The organism is Bradyrhizobium sp. SZCCHNR1015 (assembly GCF_032489875.1).
Classification (GTDB): Bacteria; Pseudomonadota; Alphaproteobacteria; order Rhizobiales; family Xanthobacteraceae; genus Bradyrhizobium.
In genome coordinates this window covers 83,502-101,193 of record NZ_JAUEYW010000012.1, presented here as the reverse complement: position 1 = coordinate 101,193, position 17,692 = coordinate 83,502, and the positions used below count along the sequence as shown (strand labels likewise).

14 protein-coding genes are annotated in these 17,692 nt (G+C 66.6%); 8 read left to right on the top strand and 6 right to left on the bottom strand.

Annotated features, from left to right (window positions below; all coding sequences use genetic code 11):
• Positions 1-10: 10 nt before the first annotated feature.
• Positions 11-1,258: a phosphoglycerate dehydrogenase gene (gene serA / locus QX128_RS20925; protein WP_315804414.1), complete on the bottom strand. Its 1,248-nt coding sequence runs from the start codon at positions 1,256-1,258 to the stop codon at positions 11-13.
• A 289-nt stretch (positions 1,259-1,547) separates the two neighbouring features.
• Between serA and QX128_RS20920 the strand changes: the two genes are divergently transcribed.
• Entirely contained in the window at positions 1,548-4,202 is a 2,655-nt protein-coding gene (locus QX128_RS20920) for a flavin-containing monooxygenase (protein ID WP_316177899.1), read from the top strand.
• Positions 4,203-4,392: 190 nt separating this feature from the next.
• On the opposite strand, the gene QX128_RS20915 is transcribed toward QX128_RS20920, so the two are convergent.
• Complete coding sequence (locus QX128_RS20915; protein WP_315804412.1) at positions 4,393-5,034, bottom strand: 2-dehydro-3-deoxy-6-phosphogalactonate aldolase; 642 nt, start codon at positions 5,032-5,034, stop codon at positions 4,393-4,395.
• Positions 5,031-5,969 carry a 2-dehydro-3-deoxygalactonokinase gene (locus QX128_RS20910; protein WP_316238398.1) on the bottom strand — a complete coding sequence of 313 codons (939 nt, stop codon included), beginning with the start codon at positions 5,967-5,969 and terminating at the stop codon, positions 5,031-5,033. The genes QX128_RS20915 and QX128_RS20910 overlap by 4 nt, the downstream gene beginning before the upstream one ends.
• A 122-nt stretch (positions 5,970-6,091) precedes the next feature.
• Here QX128_RS20910 and QX128_RS20905 point away from each other — a divergent pair, with 122 nt between their 5' ends.
• Positions 6,092-6,865 carry a DeoR/GlpR family DNA-binding transcription regulator gene (locus tag QX128_RS20905; protein WP_315804410.1) on the top strand — a complete coding sequence of 258 codons (774 nt, stop codon included), beginning with the start codon at positions 6,092-6,094 and terminating at the stop codon, positions 6,863-6,865.
• 32 nt (positions 6,866-6,897) lie between these two features.
• Positions 6,898-8,034: an MFS transporter gene (locus tag QX128_RS20900; RefSeq protein WP_316238397.1), complete on the top strand. Its 1,137-nt coding sequence runs from the start codon at positions 6,898-6,900 to the stop codon at positions 8,032-8,034.
• Positions 8,035-8,124: 90 nt separating this feature from the next.
• Here the strand turns inward: QX128_RS20900 and QX128_RS20895 are convergent, their stop codons facing one another.
• On the bottom strand, positions 8,125-9,087 hold the full coding sequence (locus tag QX128_RS20895; protein WP_315804408.1) for a cation diffusion facilitator family transporter: 963 nt from the start codon (positions 9,085-9,087) through the stop codon (positions 8,125-8,127).
• Positions 9,088-9,213: 126 nt separating this feature from the next.
• Between QX128_RS20895 and QX128_RS20890 the strand changes: the two genes are divergently transcribed.
• Complete coding sequence (locus QX128_RS20890) at positions 9,214-9,735, top strand: nucleoside deaminase (RefSeq protein WP_316238396.1); 522 nt, start codon at positions 9,214-9,216, stop codon at positions 9,733-9,735.
• Positions 9,736-9,787: 52 nt separating this feature from the next.
• Here the strand turns inward: QX128_RS20890 and QX128_RS20885 are convergent, their stop codons facing one another.
• Positions 9,788-10,909, bottom strand: coding sequence for a hypothetical protein (locus tag QX128_RS20885; RefSeq protein WP_316177893.1), 1,122 nt, complete (start codon positions 10,907-10,909; stop codon positions 9,788-9,790).
• A gap of 580 nt (positions 10,910-11,489) precedes the next feature.
• Here QX128_RS20885 and QX128_RS20880 point away from each other — a divergent pair.
• From QX128_RS20880 to QX128_RS20865, 4 genes are all read left to right on the top strand, one after another.
• Complete coding sequence (locus QX128_RS20880) at positions 11,490-13,055, top strand: ABC transporter ATP-binding protein (RefSeq protein WP_316238395.1); 1,566 nt, start codon at positions 11,490-11,492, stop codon at positions 13,053-13,055.
• The gene (locus QX128_RS20875) at positions 13,039-14,130 is read left to right on the top strand and encodes an ABC transporter permease (RefSeq protein ID WP_316177891.1); all 1,092 of its coding nucleotides are present in this window, start codon (positions 13,039-13,041) and stop codon (positions 14,128-14,130) included. The genes QX128_RS20880 and QX128_RS20875 overlap by 17 nt, the downstream gene beginning before the upstream one ends.
• A complete protein-coding gene (locus tag QX128_RS20870) occupies positions 14,117-15,034 on the top strand; it encodes an ABC transporter permease (RefSeq protein ID WP_316238394.1) in 918 nt (305 codons plus the stop codon). The genes QX128_RS20875 and QX128_RS20870 overlap by 14 nt, the downstream gene beginning before the upstream one ends.
• An 81-nt stretch (positions 15,035-15,115) precedes the next feature.
• On the top strand, positions 15,116-16,195 hold the full coding sequence (locus QX128_RS20865) for a BMP family ABC transporter substrate-binding protein (RefSeq protein WP_315717790.1): 1,080 nt from the start codon (positions 15,116-15,118) through the stop codon (positions 16,193-16,195).
• A 76-nt stretch (positions 16,196-16,271) separates the two neighbouring features.
• On the opposite strand, the gene QX128_RS20860 is transcribed toward QX128_RS20865, so the two are convergent.
• Positions 16,272-17,618: an 8-oxoguanine deaminase gene (locus QX128_RS20860; protein ID WP_315804402.1), complete on the bottom strand. Its 1,347-nt coding sequence runs from the start codon at positions 17,616-17,618 to the stop codon at positions 16,272-16,274.
• Between the last annotated feature and the right edge of the window lie 74 nt (positions 17,619-17,692).

Genomic DNA, 17,692 nt, shown 5'->3' with positions numbered 1-17,692 from the left:
CTCCACAGCCTCAGGGCCGGTCGTGATCGTACAGGACGCGCACGCGGATCGTGCCCTCCACCGCGCGCAGCTCCGACAGCAGCGCCTCGCCCTCACCGCCGACCACGTCGGTCTCGAGCACGACATAGCCGACCTCGGGATCGGTCTGCAGATATTGCGCAAGGATGTTGATGTTGTGCCGCGACACCGCATCGTTGACCTGGCGCAGCACGCCCGGCACGTTCCGATGGACATGGATGAAGCGCGTGCCGGTCGGGCGTGCCGGCAACTGCACCTGCGGGAAGTTCACGGCGCCGAAGGTCGAGCCGACATCGGAATAGTCGATCAGCTTGCGCGCAACCTCGCCACCGATGCGGTCCTGCGCCTCCTCGGTGGAGCCGCCGACATGCGGGGTCAGGATCACGTTGGGCAGGCCCTGCAGCGGCGAGACGAACGGATCGGCATTCGAGGCCGGCTCGACCGGAAACACGTCGACGGCAGCACCTGAGAGCTTGCCCTCGCGCAACGCGCTGGCCAGCGCCTCGATGTCGACTACCGTGCCGCGCGAATTGTTGATCAGATAGGCGCCGTCCTTCATGTGACGGATCTGGCGCTCGCCGATCATGTTGGCGGTCGCCGGCGTCTCCGGGACATGCAGCGACACGACGTCGCTGATCGCCAGGAGCTCGTCGAGGCTCTCGACCGGCTCGGTGTTGCCGTGGCGGAGCTTGTCGGTGAGATCGAAGAAGATCACCCGCATGCCCATGGCCTCGGCGAGGTTCGACAGCTGCGAGCCGATGTTGCCGTAGCCGACAATGCCGAGCGTCTTTCCGCGCACCTCTCGGCTGCCATTGGCGGACTTGTCCCAGCCGCCCGCATGCGCCGACACCGAGCGCGGGAAGATGCGGCGCATCAGCATCACGACCTCGGCGATCGTCAGCTCGGCGACGCTGCGGGTGTTCGAATAGGGCGCATTGAACACGGGGATGCCGAGCCGCTTCGCGGCATCGAGATCAACCTGGTTGGTGCCGACGGAGAAACAGCCGACCACCATCAGCCGGTCGGCGGCCTGCAGCACTTCCTCGGTCAGATGCGTGCGCGAGCGAATGCCAAGCATGTGCACGCCCGACAGCATACGTTTCAACTCCGCCGAACCGAGCGCCTTCGGCAGCCGTTCGATTTCCGTATAGCCGTTGGCCTCGAACATGCGGACGGCCGAGTCGTTCACGCCCTCGAGGAGCAGAACGCGGATCTTTTGCTTGGGCAGCGATAGCGGCATGGGCCTGGCCTGATTCAGTCGTGGAGGTGGCGTAGTGTAGCGGTTGTTACAGTCGCGATGCGTTGAAACTTGGTGAATGCGACGCGGCAGGGTGGCTTTCTGTCGCTTTCTCAGGGTCTTGTCCACTCCGTCGCGGCCTTTTGACCGGCGATGCAAAATCAGCGCCTGGCATACCTGCCGCGCTGCACGGTCCGCACTGCAACAACCGCAGATCGTTGTTTTGGCTGCTGACAAACCATGCGAGCAGAGCTAGCCTTTCCTCCAATCACAAAATCATCGGGAGGTCAGCATGTCAGACGGGATTGTCGAGACACGCGCGTCGGAGGCGTCGGGCGGTGAAACGCAGACGGTCGATGTCGCCGTCGTGGGGGCCGGATTTGCAGGGCTTTACCTGCTGCACCGTCTGCGCAAGGCGGGCTTCTCGACCGTCGCTCTGGATACGGCCAACGACGTCGGCGGCACCTGGTACTGGAACCGCTATCCCGGCGCGCGCTGCGACATCCAGACCGTCGACTACAGCTACACCTTCGATCCCGAGCTCGAAAAGGCCTGGCAGTGGTCGGAGAAATACGCCACCCAGCCGGAGATACTGCGCTATCTCGGCTTCGTCGCCGATCGCTACGATCTGCGCCGCGACATCCGCTTCGGCACCCGCGTGCTCGGCGCCGCCTGGGATGAGGCCAGGGAGCGCTGGCTGCTGACGACCGACCACGGCCCTGCCGTGTCCTGCCGCCACTACATCATGGCGACCGGCTGCCTGTCGCAGCCGAAGCCGCCGGAGATCGACGGCGTGCACGACTTCAAGGGCGAGATCTACTTCACCAGCCGCTGGCCGCATGATGGCGTGGACCTCCGTGGCAAGCGCGTGGCCGTGATCGGCACCGGCTCGTCCGGCATCCAGTCGATCCCGATCATCGCCGAGCAGGCCGCGCAGCTCACGGTGTTCCAGCGCACGCCGAATTTCGCGCTGCCGGCGCACAACGGTCCGCTCCCGGCCGATCGCGCCGCGCAGCTCGCGGAGGATCGCAAGGGGCTGCGCGAGCAGGCACGCTGGTCGATGACCGGCGTGCCGATCCCGCCGGCCACCGAGTTCAGCTGGGCGCTGAGCGAGGCCGAGCGCCGCGAGCGCTTCGAGAAGATGTGGGCCTCCGGCGATCTCGTCGGCATGCTGACGCAGCTCTGGGCCGACCAGGGCGTCGATGCCGACGGCAACGCGCTGCTCGCCGATCTCATCCGCGAGAAGATCCGCGAGATCGTCAAGGATCCCGAGACGGCCGAGGCGCTCACGCCGCACGATCACCCGTTCGGCGCCAAGCGTCCATGTCTGGACACGAACTACTACGCGACGTTCAACCGTCCGAACGTGACGCTGGTGAACCTGCGCAAGGAGCCGATCGCATCCATCACATCCAATGGCATCAAGACCGACAAGCGCAGCTTCGACATCGACGTCATCGTGTTCGCGACCGGCTTCGATGCCATGACCGGCGCGATCCGCGCGGTGCATCCGATCAAGGGCCGTGGCGGCAAGTCGCTCGACGACAGCTGGGCTGATGGCCCGGAGAGCTATCTTGGATTGACGGTCGCCGGCTTCCCCAACCTGTTCCTGATCACCGGTCCCGGTAGTCCATCGGTGCTGTCGAACATGGCGGTGTCGATCGAGCAGCACGTCGACTTCGTGGTCGATCGTCTCGCCGCGATGCGCGACGCCGGCTTCACCACCATCGAGCCGACCGAGACCGCGCAGGCCGGCTGGATGCGCCACATGGCGGACTGCTCGACGGTCACGCTGCACCGGCTCGCCAACACCTGGTACACAGGCGCCAACGTGCCGGGCAAGCCGCAGACGCTGATGCCATACACCGGCGGCGTCGGGCCCTATCGCGGCATCTGCAACGAGGTCGTCAGCCGCGGCATGCTCGGCTTCAAGCTCACGGGCCCGAACGGTGCGAGCCAGTGCAACGACGGCGAGATCGTGAAGCTGCAGCCGGATGTGCGGCTGGTGCTGAACATGCTCACCGAGATGAACCTGCCGCCGATCGAATCGATGGGCGCGCAAGGCGCACGCGACTTCGTCGCCGAATTCAACAAGGCCCGACCGCCGGGCCGCCCCGTGGGCGAGGTCAAGGACGGCACTCTGCAAGGCGCCGAGGGCCCTCTTGCCTACCGCCTCTACCGTCCGGCCACGCCCGGGCCGCATCCGATCGTCGTGTATTTCCATGGCGGCGGCTGGGTGCTCGGCGACGAGCAGTCGGACGATCCGTTCTGCCGCGACATGTGCCGCCGCTCCAACATGATCTTCGTCAGCGTGAACTACCGCCACGCGCCCGAGCACCGCTTCCCGGCGGCGGCCGAGGACGGCTATGCAGCGGCGCGCTGGGTCGCCGAGCACGCCGCCGAGCTCGGCGGACGCGACGGACCGGTGCTGGTGGCCGGCTGGAGCGCCGGCGGCAACATCGCAGCCGTCACCTGCCAGCTCGCTCGGGATCGCGGCGGGCCTGCGATCGGCGGTCAGCTGCTGGTGTGCCCGGTCACCGACTGCAGCTTCGATCGTCCCTCCTACACCGATAATGCGGCCGGCTACTTCCTGACGCGCGGCCTGATGTACTGGTTCTGGGACATCTACTGCTCGCCGGCGGATCGCACCGATCCGCGCGCGTCGCCGTTGCGGGGCAAGCTGCAGGGCCTGCCGCCGGCCTACATCGTCACCTGCGAGTTCGATCCGCTGCGCGACGAGGGTGTCGCCTATGCGGAAGCGCTCGCCGCCGCCGGCGTGCCGGTCGGGCAACTCAAGGCCCACGGCCACTTCCACTCGTCGTTCACGATGGTCGACGTCGTCATCACCGGCGTCGGCGGCCGCATGCAGATGGCGGAGGCGCTGCAGGCGTTCACGCAGTCTGCGGAGGAAGGCGAATCGCCCGAGATCAACGCCGCCGCGAGCTGACCAGCGGAGGCCGCCGCCGAGCGTTGTCGCAACGACCCGCAGCTTTGCGGGCCGTTGCCGTGACGCGCAGCTTGCGCCGGATCGTCCACGCCGTCACCGAGACAACGAGCCAGCCGGTCGTTGCGGTGACGAAGGCGGTCGCGACGCTCGTCCGACAACATCACGAGACCGTCATGGAGTGTGGACGCACTCAGCTCGCCGCTGCGATGGCCTCGTCATAGGCACGAACCGAAGCGGCCGCGGTCTGCCGTACATCGCTCGCGCTCATGCCCGGCTTGTACAGGCTCGAGCCCAGTCCGAAGGCCCGCACGCCGACTGCAGCATAGGAGGCGAGATTGCTGTCCGACACGCCGCCGACGGCGCCGACCACGACGCCCTTCGGCAGGACGGCAAGCTGCGCGGCAATTCCCGACGGACCGAGCACTGAGGCAGGAAAAAATTTCAGGGCCGAGGCGCCGCAACGCAGCGCGAGAAACGCTTCGCTCGGCGTGAACACCCCGGGCATGGTCACCATGTCATAGGCCTGCGCGGTCGCCAGCACTTCGACGTCGACGTTGGGGCTGACCATCAGACGCCCGCCGGCCTCCGCGACCCGCACGCAATCTGCGGCATTGACGACCGTCCCTGCACCGATCAGGCAGTGCTTGCCGAACCGGGCGGCGAGACGCTCGATCGAGGCGAACGGTTCCGGCGAGTTGAGCGGAACCTCGATCAGCTCGAAACCGGCTTCGATCAGGACATCGACGACGGCCTCGGACTCGTCGGGTTTGATGCCGCGCAGGATCGCGACGAGCGACCGCTTGACGTGCGGCCAGGCAACGGACTTTGTCATGGTCGGAAACGCGCTCCCCAGATCTGCCGCGCGGCCTTGACCAGGCCGCGCCGGGACGCCTGCTCGGCATCACATTCGTTCACGTCGAAATCAGCAGCTGCCAGCGCCGCGCAGTAGAGACGGCCGAGCCGGCCCGCTCCGATCAACCGCAGCGGAAGCTCGGCGCCGAACCGCACCCGCGCGTCGGCGATCTCGCTGCCGATCAGAAGCCCGGAGAGCCTCGCAGCCCCGTCGGACCGCTGCTCGAAATTGAGGAGCTGGGCTGCGCGGAGCCGGAACAGCGCATTGGTCAGTGCCGTCGGCGCGGCAAGCGCCGCCGCAAGGCTCTCGCGGAATGCCGCGTCGTGCGCGACGGTCGAGGCTTCCGGCTCGACGGCGTGCATCAAAATGCTATGCTGAGAGACGACAGCGAACAGCTCGCCAGTCATGTAGGTGGCAAAATCGATCACAGCGCCGGCATCGATCCGGATCCATTTGCTGTGCGTGCCCGGAATACAGACGATCCCGGTGAAGTCAGGCTCGGTGACGCCGAGCAGCTGGGTTTCCTCGCCGCGCATCACGTCCGGCTGATCTGCACGGGCCTGCGCCAGCCCCGGCAGAATCCTGACGTCGCCCTCGGTGTCGACGCCGATCGCGCCGGCGTGCAACGCCTCCAGCCGGGTCGGCGTGTGCAGATACGGCGCCTCGACCCAGCCTTGCCGGGCGCCGGCCATGCCGCAGATCAGCACCGGAACATCGGCCGGCGCGCCGAGTTGCGCCAGATGATCGCGCAGCACCGGCGCAAAGCCCGATGTCGCGCAATGCAGCATGCCCTCGCCACCACGGCTCTCCGCCTGCTCCGTGCCGTCTCCTGCCATTAGCCAGGCACGGAAACTGGAGGTGCCCCAGTCGACGGCGACAAAGGCCGGCGTTGCTGACGAATCGACGGCGGTCACGTCCTGCTCCCGAACAGTTCGACATCTGGCAATGACATGCCCAGCTGGCCGCGCAAACAACAAATTGCATCGTGCACGATTATGCACGTTGTTATTCTTGTTCCTGCCTGATATGAGGAGGCATGTCAGACCTTCCACTGGCGCGTCGCGACCAGATCGCCGGCCGCCTCGCTACAGGGCACGCGGTCATCGCGGCCGCCCTGGCCCATGAATTCGGCGTCTCCGAGGATGCGATCCGGCGCGATCTTCGCGCGCTTGCCGCCGAAGGACGCTGCCGCCGGGTGTACGGCGGCGCATTGCCGATCGCCGGCGGCATGACCCCGATGGCGGCGCGGATCGGGCAGGATCGCGAACGCAAGCTGGCGCTCGCCCGGACAGCCGCCCGCGGCATCGCGCGTGGCGAATTTCTTTTCCTCGATAGTGGCAGCACCAACCTCGCGCTCGCTGAGGTCCTGCCCGATGATTTCGATCTCACCGTCGCAACGAACGCCATCGACATTGCCGCAACCGTGCTGCATCGGCAGGACCTGCAACTGATCATGATCGGCGGCTCCGTTCACCCCGCAGTCGGCGGCTGTGTCGACGCCGACGCCCTCATGCAGATGCAGCGCTTGAACATCGACCGCTGCTTCATCGGCGCCTGCGCCGTGTCGGCGCAAGGCGGCATCAGCGCGATTGATCCGACCGACGCAGCGTTCAAGCGGACGCTGCTGTCGCTGAGCCGCGTCAGCGTCGCAATGGTCACCAACGAGAAGCTCGAGACCCGAGCGCCTCACCGTGTCGCCGGCGCCAAGACGATCAGCCAGCTCACCGTCGAGCATGATGCGCCGGCGGCTCGACTTGCCCTGCTCAAACGGGCGGGAGCGACCATCGTGACGGCCGCTCCGCCGGTGTGACAGCGCCTTTCAGAAAGTCAGGAATCTTCCAAATGAGTTCTGATCACAGCGCGGCGCGGCTCGCGACCCGCCTGGCCTTTTTCGTCGCCGGCTTCGGCATCGCCTGCTGGGCACCGCTGGTGCCGTTTGCCAAGCAGCGGCTCGGCGTCGACGATGCGACGCTCGGCCTGCTGCTGCTCTCGCTCGGCGTGGGCTCGGTCGCATCGATGCTGGCCGCCGGACTGCTGAGCGCCCGCTATGGCAGCAAGCCGGTCGTCGTCGTCAGCGGCATCGCTCTCGCGCTGTTCCTGCCGCTGCTGGCGATCGCCGCAACGCCAGCGACGCTTGCGCTCGCATTGTTCGCCTTCGGAGCGGCGCTGGGCTCGCTCGACGTCGCCGTGAACATCCAGGCGATCGACGTCGAGCGGCTGAGCGAGCGTCCGCTGATGTCGGGTTTCCATGCCCAGTTCAGCATCGGCGGCTTCGCGGGCTCCGGCGTCATGACCGCGCTGCTTGCGTTCGACGTCGCGCCGCTGCTCGGCACGCTGGCCTGCTGCGCACTCGCCTTGGCCGCGATGATCGTCGCTGCCCCACGACTGATGGCGAGCAAGCCCGCGCAAACGGGGCCTCTGCTCGTGCTTCCCCATGGCGCGGTGCTGCTGCTGGCAGCGCTCGCGGCGATCATGTTCCTGGTCGAAGGCGCGATGCTCGACTGGAGCGCGCTGCTGCTCGCCGGTTCCGGGCGCCTGCCGGCCGCACAGGCCGGACTGGGCTACATCATGTTCTCGATCGCAATGACCGCCGGGCGCCTCGTCGGGGATGCCGTGGTTGCCCGGATCGGTGATCGCGCAACGCTGCTGGGGGGCAGCGCGATCGCGATCGCCGGCTTCGTCCTGCTGCTCACGGCTCCCTTGGTTGCTGCTGCCATGGCGGGCTTTGCGCTGATCGGCCTCGGCGCGTCGAACCTCGTCCCGGTGCTGTTCCGCCGGGCCGGGGCGCAGACCGCGATGCCGGTCGGGCTGGCCGTCGCTGCCGTCACCACCGCAGGCTACTCCGGCGTGCTGCTCGGACCGGCCGGCATCGGGTTCGTCGCCGCGGCCACGAGCCTCCCGGCCGCGTTCTGGATGTTGGCCGCGCTGCTGGTGATCGTACTCTTGAGCGCACCGCTGGCCGCGCGGACACCGCCCTAGGAGCGCTGTGCGCGGCTCAGGCTCCAGCATCTCATGGCTCGACCATTCGCCTGCACGAAACGGCGACGTCTGACCGCTGAGCCGCCAATCTCACGCCGAAGCCGAACCATCTTGCAGCAGGCTCTCACGCATTTCCTGATAGCGGGCGCCGGTCTGCGGCTTGACGAACAGCGCCGCGACGATCGGATGCCGCGCCCTCAGCTCGCTTTCGATCGCCACGACGGCCCGCTCGATGTCGTCGGCGCGCTGATCGTCCGCAAACTCGATGCTCAGCGCGACGACGACCTGCTGCGGCGACAGCTGCACCGTGAGCAGCCCGTTGGCCGACTTGACGCTTTGCCTCCTGCGCGCGATGTCGAGGATCGAACGCGCCAGCTCGGGATCCGCGGGCTCGCCGATCAGGAGGCTCTTGCTCTCCCGCGCGAGCACCATCGAGGTCACCGCAAGCAGCACGCCGATCAGGATGGACCCGATGCCGTCCCATGCCGGCTGATCGAAGGCGACGGCCGCGGCCATGGCAGCAGCAGCGATGACGATGCCGATCAGGGCCGCGGTGTCTTCGAACACGACCATGAAGGCCGGCGGGTCCTTGCTGCGCCTGAATGCCTCGAGGTAGGAGAGACCCGGGGCCGCCGCACGAAAGCGTCGCACCGCCACCCACCAGGACCCAGCCTCGAAGACGAATGAGAGCGCGAGCACGATGTAGTTCACCGTCGGGTCTTCGATCGGCAGCGGATGCATCAGATGCGCGACGCCTTCGTACAGCGAGACGCCGGCGCCGAGCGCGAACAAGAGCAGCGCAACGATGAAGCTCCAGAAGTAGAGCTCACGACCATGCCCGAGCGGATGCCGTCGGTCGGGCGGACGGCTCGCGCGATGAAAGCCGTAGAGCAGCAGGAGCTCGTTCGAGGTGTCGACGACGGAGTGGATCGCCTCGCTCATCATGGCCGAGCTGCCGGTCCAGATCGCCGCGGCGATCTTGGTGCAGGCCACGAGCAGATTGCCGGCAAGCGCCGCATAGACGGCCACCCTGGAATCCGCGTTTGCCGCCATGTCGCCTGCCCGCTCTCTCCGCACTCGTGCGCCGGGAAACGCGAGCCGCGGGCCATCAGTTCCCGCGGTTGCGGACGTCTCCGCGCCGGCGCAGGATCCCCCGACCCGCAACGGAGCAGAGTGGCGATGGGACCGGCAGATCAGGCAAGAGACGGACAGAGGCAGGCCGACGCACAAGACCGGGACGCACATTTCCTGCGCCACAGCTTCGCCATCGCGCGCCGTGCGACGTCCAACGGCAATCATCCGTTCGGAGCGGTGCTCATCGCGGCCGACGGCCGCGTTCTGATCGAGGCCGAGAACGGCTATATGCCGGCACATGACGCCACCGCGCATGCCGAGCGGCTGGCCGCGACCCAGGCCTGCATTTCGATTGCGCCCGAAATCAGAGCGGCTGCCACGCTGTATTCGTCGGCCGAGCCATGCGCGATGTGCGCGGGCGCGATCTACTGGGCGGGCATCGGACGCGTGGTCTATGGGCTGAGCGAACGGCGGCTGCGCGACCTCACCGGCAACCATCCGGAGAACCCGACCCTCGACCTGCCCTGCCGCGACGTGTTCGCGAGCGGCCAGCGTGCGACCGAAGTCGTCGGCCCCCTGCTGGAGGACGAAGCCGCGACGCTGCATGAGGGAGCCTGGGACAAATGAAGCAGGCGCCGCGACCGGAGGCGCGGCGCCTGCTTGCGTGGCTCGGTCGATATCAGAACTTCACGGTCACGCCTGAATACAGCGACGACTCGGTGCAGGCGCCCGTGGCGACGCGGGTGCCGCCGACGCCGGCGACGGAACAGCCGACCGCGTTGTTGTGGTCGAGGCCGAACTTGTTCTGCCAGTAGCGATAGGCCACCCAGACGTCGATCATGTGGCTCTGCTTCTCGCCCCACATCGCCTTCGACGCGTCGAAGGTCAGGCGGATCGGCTCGGAGTTGAACTCGACCTTCGTCGGATAGACGCCGTTCGCGACGCTCGCCGGGAGCGGCTCGGTGTCGGTGCCCTTCTTGCCGTACCAGCCGGCGCGGCCCGAGATCGAGAAGAACTGCATGCTCTCGGGCAGGAAACCGAGATCCATGTAGTAGTTGGTCTCGACCGCCCAGGTCGGCTTGAACGAGGTATTGCCGTCAGTAATGCAGGGGTTCGACCAGCCGGCGCCGCATTGCGAGAACGAGTTGTGGTTGGCGAACTCCCAATACATCAGGGGAGCGACGTTGAAATAGCCCTTGTAGGGCAGGTTGAACGCGAACTGCAGGCCGGCCACCACGTCGCGCTTGGCGGCGCCGAAATAGCGATTCTCCGTGTTGGCATCCATGCCCACCTCGAACGAGATGTTCTGCAGCGGGCCCATGGTGAAGGCCTTGGTGTTGAAGATCTGATTCCAGCCGAAGGTCGAGCGGAACAGGCCGTAGATCTCGGTCGCGCCGGCGCAGCTCGCCGGCGTGAACGCGAAGCCGGCGTTGGGCGAGACGATGCCGCCGGTCTGCGTGCACGGCCCGGCGGGGTCGTTGTGGTCCGACTTGAACAGCGAGATCGTGAAGAAGTTGGTGCCGTAGCCCCAGACGTCAAAATGGGTGAACGAGTAGACCTGCTTGGCGGTCTTGGCATTGAATGTGCCGTTGCCGTTCACGCTCCATGCACCAGGCTGGCTGGCATCGAAGATGTAGGAGTAGCTGACGCGATTGTCGACGACGAGGAAGAACGGCACCTCGGCCGGAGCCTTTTTCGCGACCGCCTTGGCGGGCAGATCAGCGGCCCCAGCGACACCGACTGACGTCAGTGCGACCGCGCCCAGCGCGACGGCCGCCGCGATTATTTGACGAAACGACATTCCGAACACCCCCAGTTGACAAGCGCAGATTCCCGACTTGCATGCACAGTTGCGCCGTTCCACCGGCCGGAGAAGCCTCAACTTTCTCCAGGACTTGCCCGCAGTTTGATCAAGGTTATGCCGTATTGCGGCGTCGACGGTGGCGGTCGCGGGCGCGACCATGGGACGATTGGCCGCGGCCGCGACGCTCCCGGATCACGATCTTGCTGCTTCACATTGCTGAAGTTTTTCCGAAAAGCACCGCCTGGCCTCTCGCACGATTTCGCGATCACCCGTGAGCGCAAGCGCGCCATTGGACGCGCATTGCATGACGCTGCTCATCCAACGTGCAGCCTGCTGCGACCGGATCGATTTCCCGGCCAGTGTCGCAGAAGTGCCACAGAACGTCATGGGGCGCTGCGCTCGACTCGATTGCGGCCTGCGATGCCTGCAACCGACGGCGCGCTGCATTCGCCGGTCTCCGCGGATGAACCGTTGGACAAGAGTTGGGCAAAGGATGGCGCTTTTCGCCTCTTACGCGCCGCGGCAAATTAGATCACAATTGAGGCAGCTTCATTCCCCCTGCCCCATGACGCAGCAAATGCCTGACCCAGCGCCGGTCGATCCGAAATCTACGCCTCCGCTCCTGCAGACGGTCGGATTGACCAAGCGCTATGGCGACTTCGTTGCCAACGACAAGATCGACATCGAGATCCGGCCACGCGAGATTCACGCCCTGCTCGGCGAGAACGGTGCGGGGAAATCGACCCTGGTGAAGACGATCTATGGACTGGTGCAGCCGAGCGCCGGCGAGTTGCGCTGGCAGGGTGAGCCGGTCCAGCTGTCCGGCCCGGCCAAAGCGCGATCCCTCGGCATCGGCATGGTGTTTCAGCATTTCTCTCTGTTCGACAACCTCACCGTGGCCGAGAACGTGGCGCTCGGGCTCGACGGCAAGGAGCCGTTCAAGGCCATGTCGGCGCGGCTCGCGGATGTCGCGCGCGATTATGGCCTGCCGCTGGATCCGAAGCGCGAGGTATGGCAATTGTCGGTCGGCGAGCGGCAGCGCATCGAGATCGTGCGCGCGCTGATGCAGAATCCGAAATTCCTGATCCTGGACGAGCCCACCGCCGTGCTGACGCCGCAGGAGGCCGACCAACTGTTCGTCGTCCTGGAGCGCCTGAAAGCGGAAGGCCGCGCTGTTCTCTACATCAGCCACAAGCTGGAAGAGGTGAAGCGGCTGTGCGACACCGCCACCATCCTTCGCGGCGGCAGGAAGGTCGCGACCTGCAATCCGAAGCTGGAGACGGCTGCCTCGCTGGCCCGCATGATGGTGGGCACCGAGATCAAGGAGGTGAAGCCGCCGGCCGAGCGGCACACCACCGTGCCGCGTCTGGTCGTCAATGATCTCACCCTCGCCCCGGGCGAGCTGCATGGCGTGGCTCTCAAGAACATTTCCTTCGAGCTGAAGGGCGGAGAGATCCTCGGCATCGCCGGTGTCGCCGGCAACGGCCAGGACGAGCTGTTTGCTGCGCTGTCCGGCGAACGCCTCGTCAAGGAGCCCGGCACGATCATCATCGACGGCCTCGCCTGCGGGAATCTCTCGATCACCCAACGGCGCAAGATGGGCGCGGCGTTCGTGCCGGAGGAGCGGCTGGGGCACGGCACCGCGCCGCGGATGCGGCTGTCCGAGAACGCGCTGCTGACCGGACACGCCGCGAGCGACATGGTCCGGCACGGCTTCATCAACGCGGCCGCGACGTTGCGGACGGTCGATCTGACGACCGAGACATTCGACGTCCGCAAGGCCAAGCGGGATCCGGAAGCGGCGAGCCTGTCCGGCGGCAACCTGCAGAAGTTCGTCGTCGGCCGCGAGATCCTGCGCACGCCGGCGGTGCTGGTCGTCAACCAGCCGACCTGGGGCGTCGACGCCGGCGCCGCCGCGATCATCCGCCAGGCGCTGATCGATCTCGCCAGCGCCGGCGCTGCCGTCCTCGTCACCAGCCAGGACCTCGACGAACTGATCGAGATCGCCGACCGCATCGCGGTGATGTTTCATGGACACTTGTCGGAGGCGCTGCCGCGCGCCGAGGCCACGCGGGAGAGGCTCGGCCTGTTGATGGGCGGCGCCAGCCTCGAGAAGGAGGCGGCGCATGCAGCTCGTGCTTGAGAAGCGCGCCGAGCGTTCGCGCACCATCGCGCTGGTTTCGCCGCTGATCGCGATCGGACTGACACTCGTCACGATGAGCGTGCTGTTCGCCGTGCTCGGCAAGAACCCGATCACCGCGCTCGGCGTCTACTTCGTCGCGCCGCTCACCGACGGCTATTCGCTGCAGGAGATCGCGGTGAAAGCGACGCCATTGGTGATGATCGCGATCGGTCTGTCGCTGTGCTACCTCGCCAACGCCTGGAACATCGGCGCCGAAGGCCAGTTCCTGATCGGCGCCGTTGCCGGCAGCTGGATCGCGGTCAAGACGCAAGGCACCGAGGCCGGACATTGGGTGCTGCCGGCGATGCTGGTCGCAGGCGCCGCAGCCGGCGCCCTCTACGCGCTGATCCCGGCGCTGTGCCGCGTCAAGTTCGGCGCCAGCGAGATCCTCACAAGCCTGATGCTGGTCTATGTCGCCGATCTCCTGCTCGACTATCTCGTCCGCGGCCCCTGGCGCGATCCCGCCGGCTTCAACTTCCCCACCACGGCGGAGTTCGACCCGGTCGCCACCGTGCCGGTGCTGATCGAGGGCGGACGCCTGCATCTCGGCAGCGTCATCGCGCTGCTCGTCGTTGCAGGCGCCTTCGTGCTGCTCGAGCGCACCATCAAGGGGTTCGAGATCCGCGTCGTCGGCGCGGCCCCCCGCGCGGCACGCTTCGGCGGCTTCAACGCCAACCAGCTCATCCTCCTGACATTCGCGGTGTCCGGCGCATTGGCCGGTCTCGCAGGGATCATCGAGGTGGCGGGCCCCATCGGACATCTGCAACCAGGCATCTCGCCGGGCTATGGCTTCACCGCGATCATCGTGGCCTTCCTGGGGCGGCTCAATCCAGTTGGAATATTCATTGCAGGGCTCTTCCTCGCATTGACGTTCATTGGCGGCGAGCAGGCCCAGATCACGATGAAGATTCCACTCGATGTGACCAAGGTGTTCCAGGGCATCCTGCTGTTCTACGTGCTCGCCTGCGATTCCCTCATCCTCTACCGTTTCAAGCTCGTCTTCGCCGCGCGGCAGGTGCAAAGTGGTGCTGGTTGAAGCAATCATCCTGTCGGTGCTCGCCGCATCGACGCCGCTGCTGCTGGCGGCCACCGGTGAGCTGGTCACCGAGCGCTCGGGCGTGCTCAACCTCGGCGTCGAGGGCATGATGATCGTCGGCGCGGCCTGCGGCTTCGGCGGGGCCTGGCTGTCCGGCTCGATCGTCGTCGGCGCATTGTGCGGCATCGTCGCCGGCATGCTGATGTCGCTGATCTTCGCCTTCATGACCCTCGGCCTCGCCGTCAATCAGGTGGCCACGGGCCTCGCGCTGACCATCCTCGGCATCGGTCTGTCCGGCCTGATCGGCGCGCGCTTCGTCGGCGAGCGCATCGGCACCGCGCCGCACCTCTCCATTCCCGGTCTCAGCGACATTCCGCTGGTCGGCCGCATCCTGTTCGGCGAGGACGCGTTCGTCTATCTGTCGCTCGCGCTGATCATCGCCGTCTGGTGGTTCCTGTACCGCACCCGTGCCGGCCTGGTGCTGCGCGCCTGCGGCGACAACCATGTCTCCGCCCACGCGCTCGGCTATCCCGTGCTGCGCATCCGTTTGCTCGCGGTGCTGTTCGGCGGCGGCTGCGCCGGGCTCGCCGGCGCCTATCTGCCGCTGGCCTATACGCCTTTCTTCATTCCCGGCATGACCGCGGGACGCGGCTGGATCGCGCTGGCGCTGGTCGTGTTTGCATCCTGGCGACCGGGCCGCCTTGTCGTCGGCGCCTATCTGTTCGGCGCGGTGACGATCCTGCAGCTCCATGCGCAGGGTGCGGGCGTGGGCATCCCCTCGCAGTTCATGTCGGCGCTGCCCTATCTCGCCACGGTGATCGTGCTGGTGCTGCTGTCGCGCGCCCGCACCGGCGGCACCACTGCGCCGGCGGCGCTGGGGACGGTGTTCGTGCCGGATCGCTGAAGCAATCAACCGGAGCGCCAGCGATGGGGCGCGGCGCTCTGGCTCACGAGGTTTCCCCCCGATTGTTTGGAGACATGGACGATGATGAAAAGGCTTCTGGGGGCTGCCGCCGCGCTGGTGCTGGCGGGAAGCATCGCCGGCGTGGCGCACGCCGCCGACAAGCTGAAGGTCGGCTTCATCTATCTCGGACCGATCGGCGACCTCGGCTGGACCTATCAGCATGAGCTCGCGCGCCAGGCGCTGGTGAAGGAGCTCGGCGACAAGATCGAGACGACCTATCTGGAGAACGTACCGGAAGGCCCGGACGCCGAGCGCGCCATCGAGCAGTTGGTCCGCGCCGGCAACAAGCTGATCTTCACGACCTCGTTCGGCTACATGGATCCGACCCTGAAGGTCGCCAAGAAGTATCCCAACGTGCATTTCGAGCATGCCACGGGCTACAAGCGCGACAAGAACATGTCGACCTATTCGGCGCGCTGGTATCAGGGCCGCTACATCCAGGGCATCATCGCCGGCAAGATGTCGAAGGCAGGCGTGCTCGGCTATATCGGCTCGTTCCCGATCCCCGAGGTGATCTCGGGCATCAACGCCACGATCATCGGCGCGCAGACGGTGAATCCGAACATCAAGGTCAAGATCATCTGGGCCAACACCTGGTTCGACCCGGGCAAGGAAGCCGACGCCGCCAAGGCGCTGATCGACCAGGGCGCCGACATCATCATGCAGCACACCGACAGCCCGGCCGCCATGCAGATCGCGGCCGAGCGCGGCAAGCTCGCCTTCGGCCAGGACTCCGAGATGATCAAGTTCGGCCCCAAGGCGCAGCTCACCTCGATCCTCGACACCTGGGGCCCCTACTACATCGCGCGCGTCAAGGCCGAGCTCGACGGCACCTGGAAATCGGAGGACACCTGGGGCGGCCTCGATTCCAAGATGTTCGAGATGGCGCCCTATACCAACATGCCTGACGACGTGAAGAAGCTGGCCGAGGAGACGCAGGCCGCGATCACCGCCGGCAAGCTGCACCCGTTCAAGTGCCCCGTGCTCGGCCAGGATGGCAAGGAGATCGAGTGCAAGGGCGGCGACCATCTCGCCGATGGACAGATTCTCGGCATGAACTTCTACGTCAAGGGCGTCGACGACAAGGTGCCGGGCAAGTAGACGCAGTACACCGCTAGAACTCTCCCCCACAAGTCGGGGAGAGTTCTCGAGCGAATATTTTCCAACGCTGCGCGCTTCACCCTCCCCGCATGGCCCTGGCTGCCGCGCTGTGCCGATCGATCAGCCCGCCGACGTCCAGTCCCGGAATTGCGCCGTCGACCACGGTCCAACGGCCGCCGACCATGACGCGATCGGCGCGGTGCGCGCCGCATAGCACCAGCGCCGCGATCGGATCGCCTGCACCCGAGAAGCGCAGCTCGTCGAGCTTGAACAGCGCGAGGTCGGCGGCCTTGCCCAGCGCGATCTCGCCGAGCTCTGGCCGGCCGACGCAGGCGGCCGAGCCCTTGGTCGCCCAGCGCAGCGCATCCTTGTGGCTGATCCGGCCAACGCCATAGCGCGCCCGCTGCAGCAGGAATGCGGCACGAACCTCCTGCATCAGGTTGGAGCCGTCGTTCGACGCCGAGCCGTCGACGCCGAGGCCGATCCCGACGCCCGCCTCCTCCATCTCGCACACCGGACAGCAGCCGGAGGCAAGCAACTGGTTCGAGCAGGCGCAATGGCTGATCGTGGTCCTGGCCTTGCCGAGCCGCTTCATCTCCTCGGCATTGAAGAAGATGCCGTGCGCCAGCCAGGTGCGCGGGCCGAGCCAGCCGTTCTTCTCGAGATAGTCCAGCGGACGGCAGCCGAACATCTGCTCGCAGAAGCGGTTCTCATCCTCCGTCTCGGCGAGATGCGTGTGCAGCCGCACGTCGAGCTTATCGGCAAGCGCAGCGGTCTTCTGCATCAGCGATCCCGTCACCGAGAACGGCGAGCACGGCGCCAGCGCGATCTGCACCATCGCATCGGGTCCGCGCTCGTGATAGGTCGTGACCACGCGCGCGCTGTCGGCGAGGATCGTGTCCTCGTCCTGCACCACGCTGTCCGGTGGCAGTCCGCCGTCGCGCTCCGACAGGTTCATCGAGCCGCGGGTCAGCAGCACACGGATGCCGAGCCGCTTCGCCACCGCGACCTCGATGCCGACGGCATCTTCGAGCCCGGCGGGGAAAACGTAGTGATGATCGGTCGTGGTCGTGCAGCCCGACAGCATCAGTTCGGCCATCGCGACCGTGACCGCCGCATCCAACGCCTCCGGCGTCAGCTTCGCCCAGATCGGATAGAGCGCCTTGAGCCAGGGGAACAGCTCGCGGTCCATCGCAGCCGGCAGCGCGCGCGTCAGCGTCTGGTAGAAGTGATGGTGCGTGTTGATCAGACCAGGGATGACGACATGCGCGCTCGCATCATAGGCCACCGCGCCCGCAGTCGCCGGCTCGGCACCGGCAGGCACCAGCTCGACGATGCGACCGTCCTTGACGACGACACCGCGCGTGGCGCCCTCGGCGAGAATGGCGAGCGGGTCCTTGATCCAGATCGGCGTCGTGCTCATGGCTGCCTCGTCTCGGTGATTGGGCGCTTGCATGTGCCGGTAGCTTGCAAGCGGAAGGCCAGCGTCATCCTATT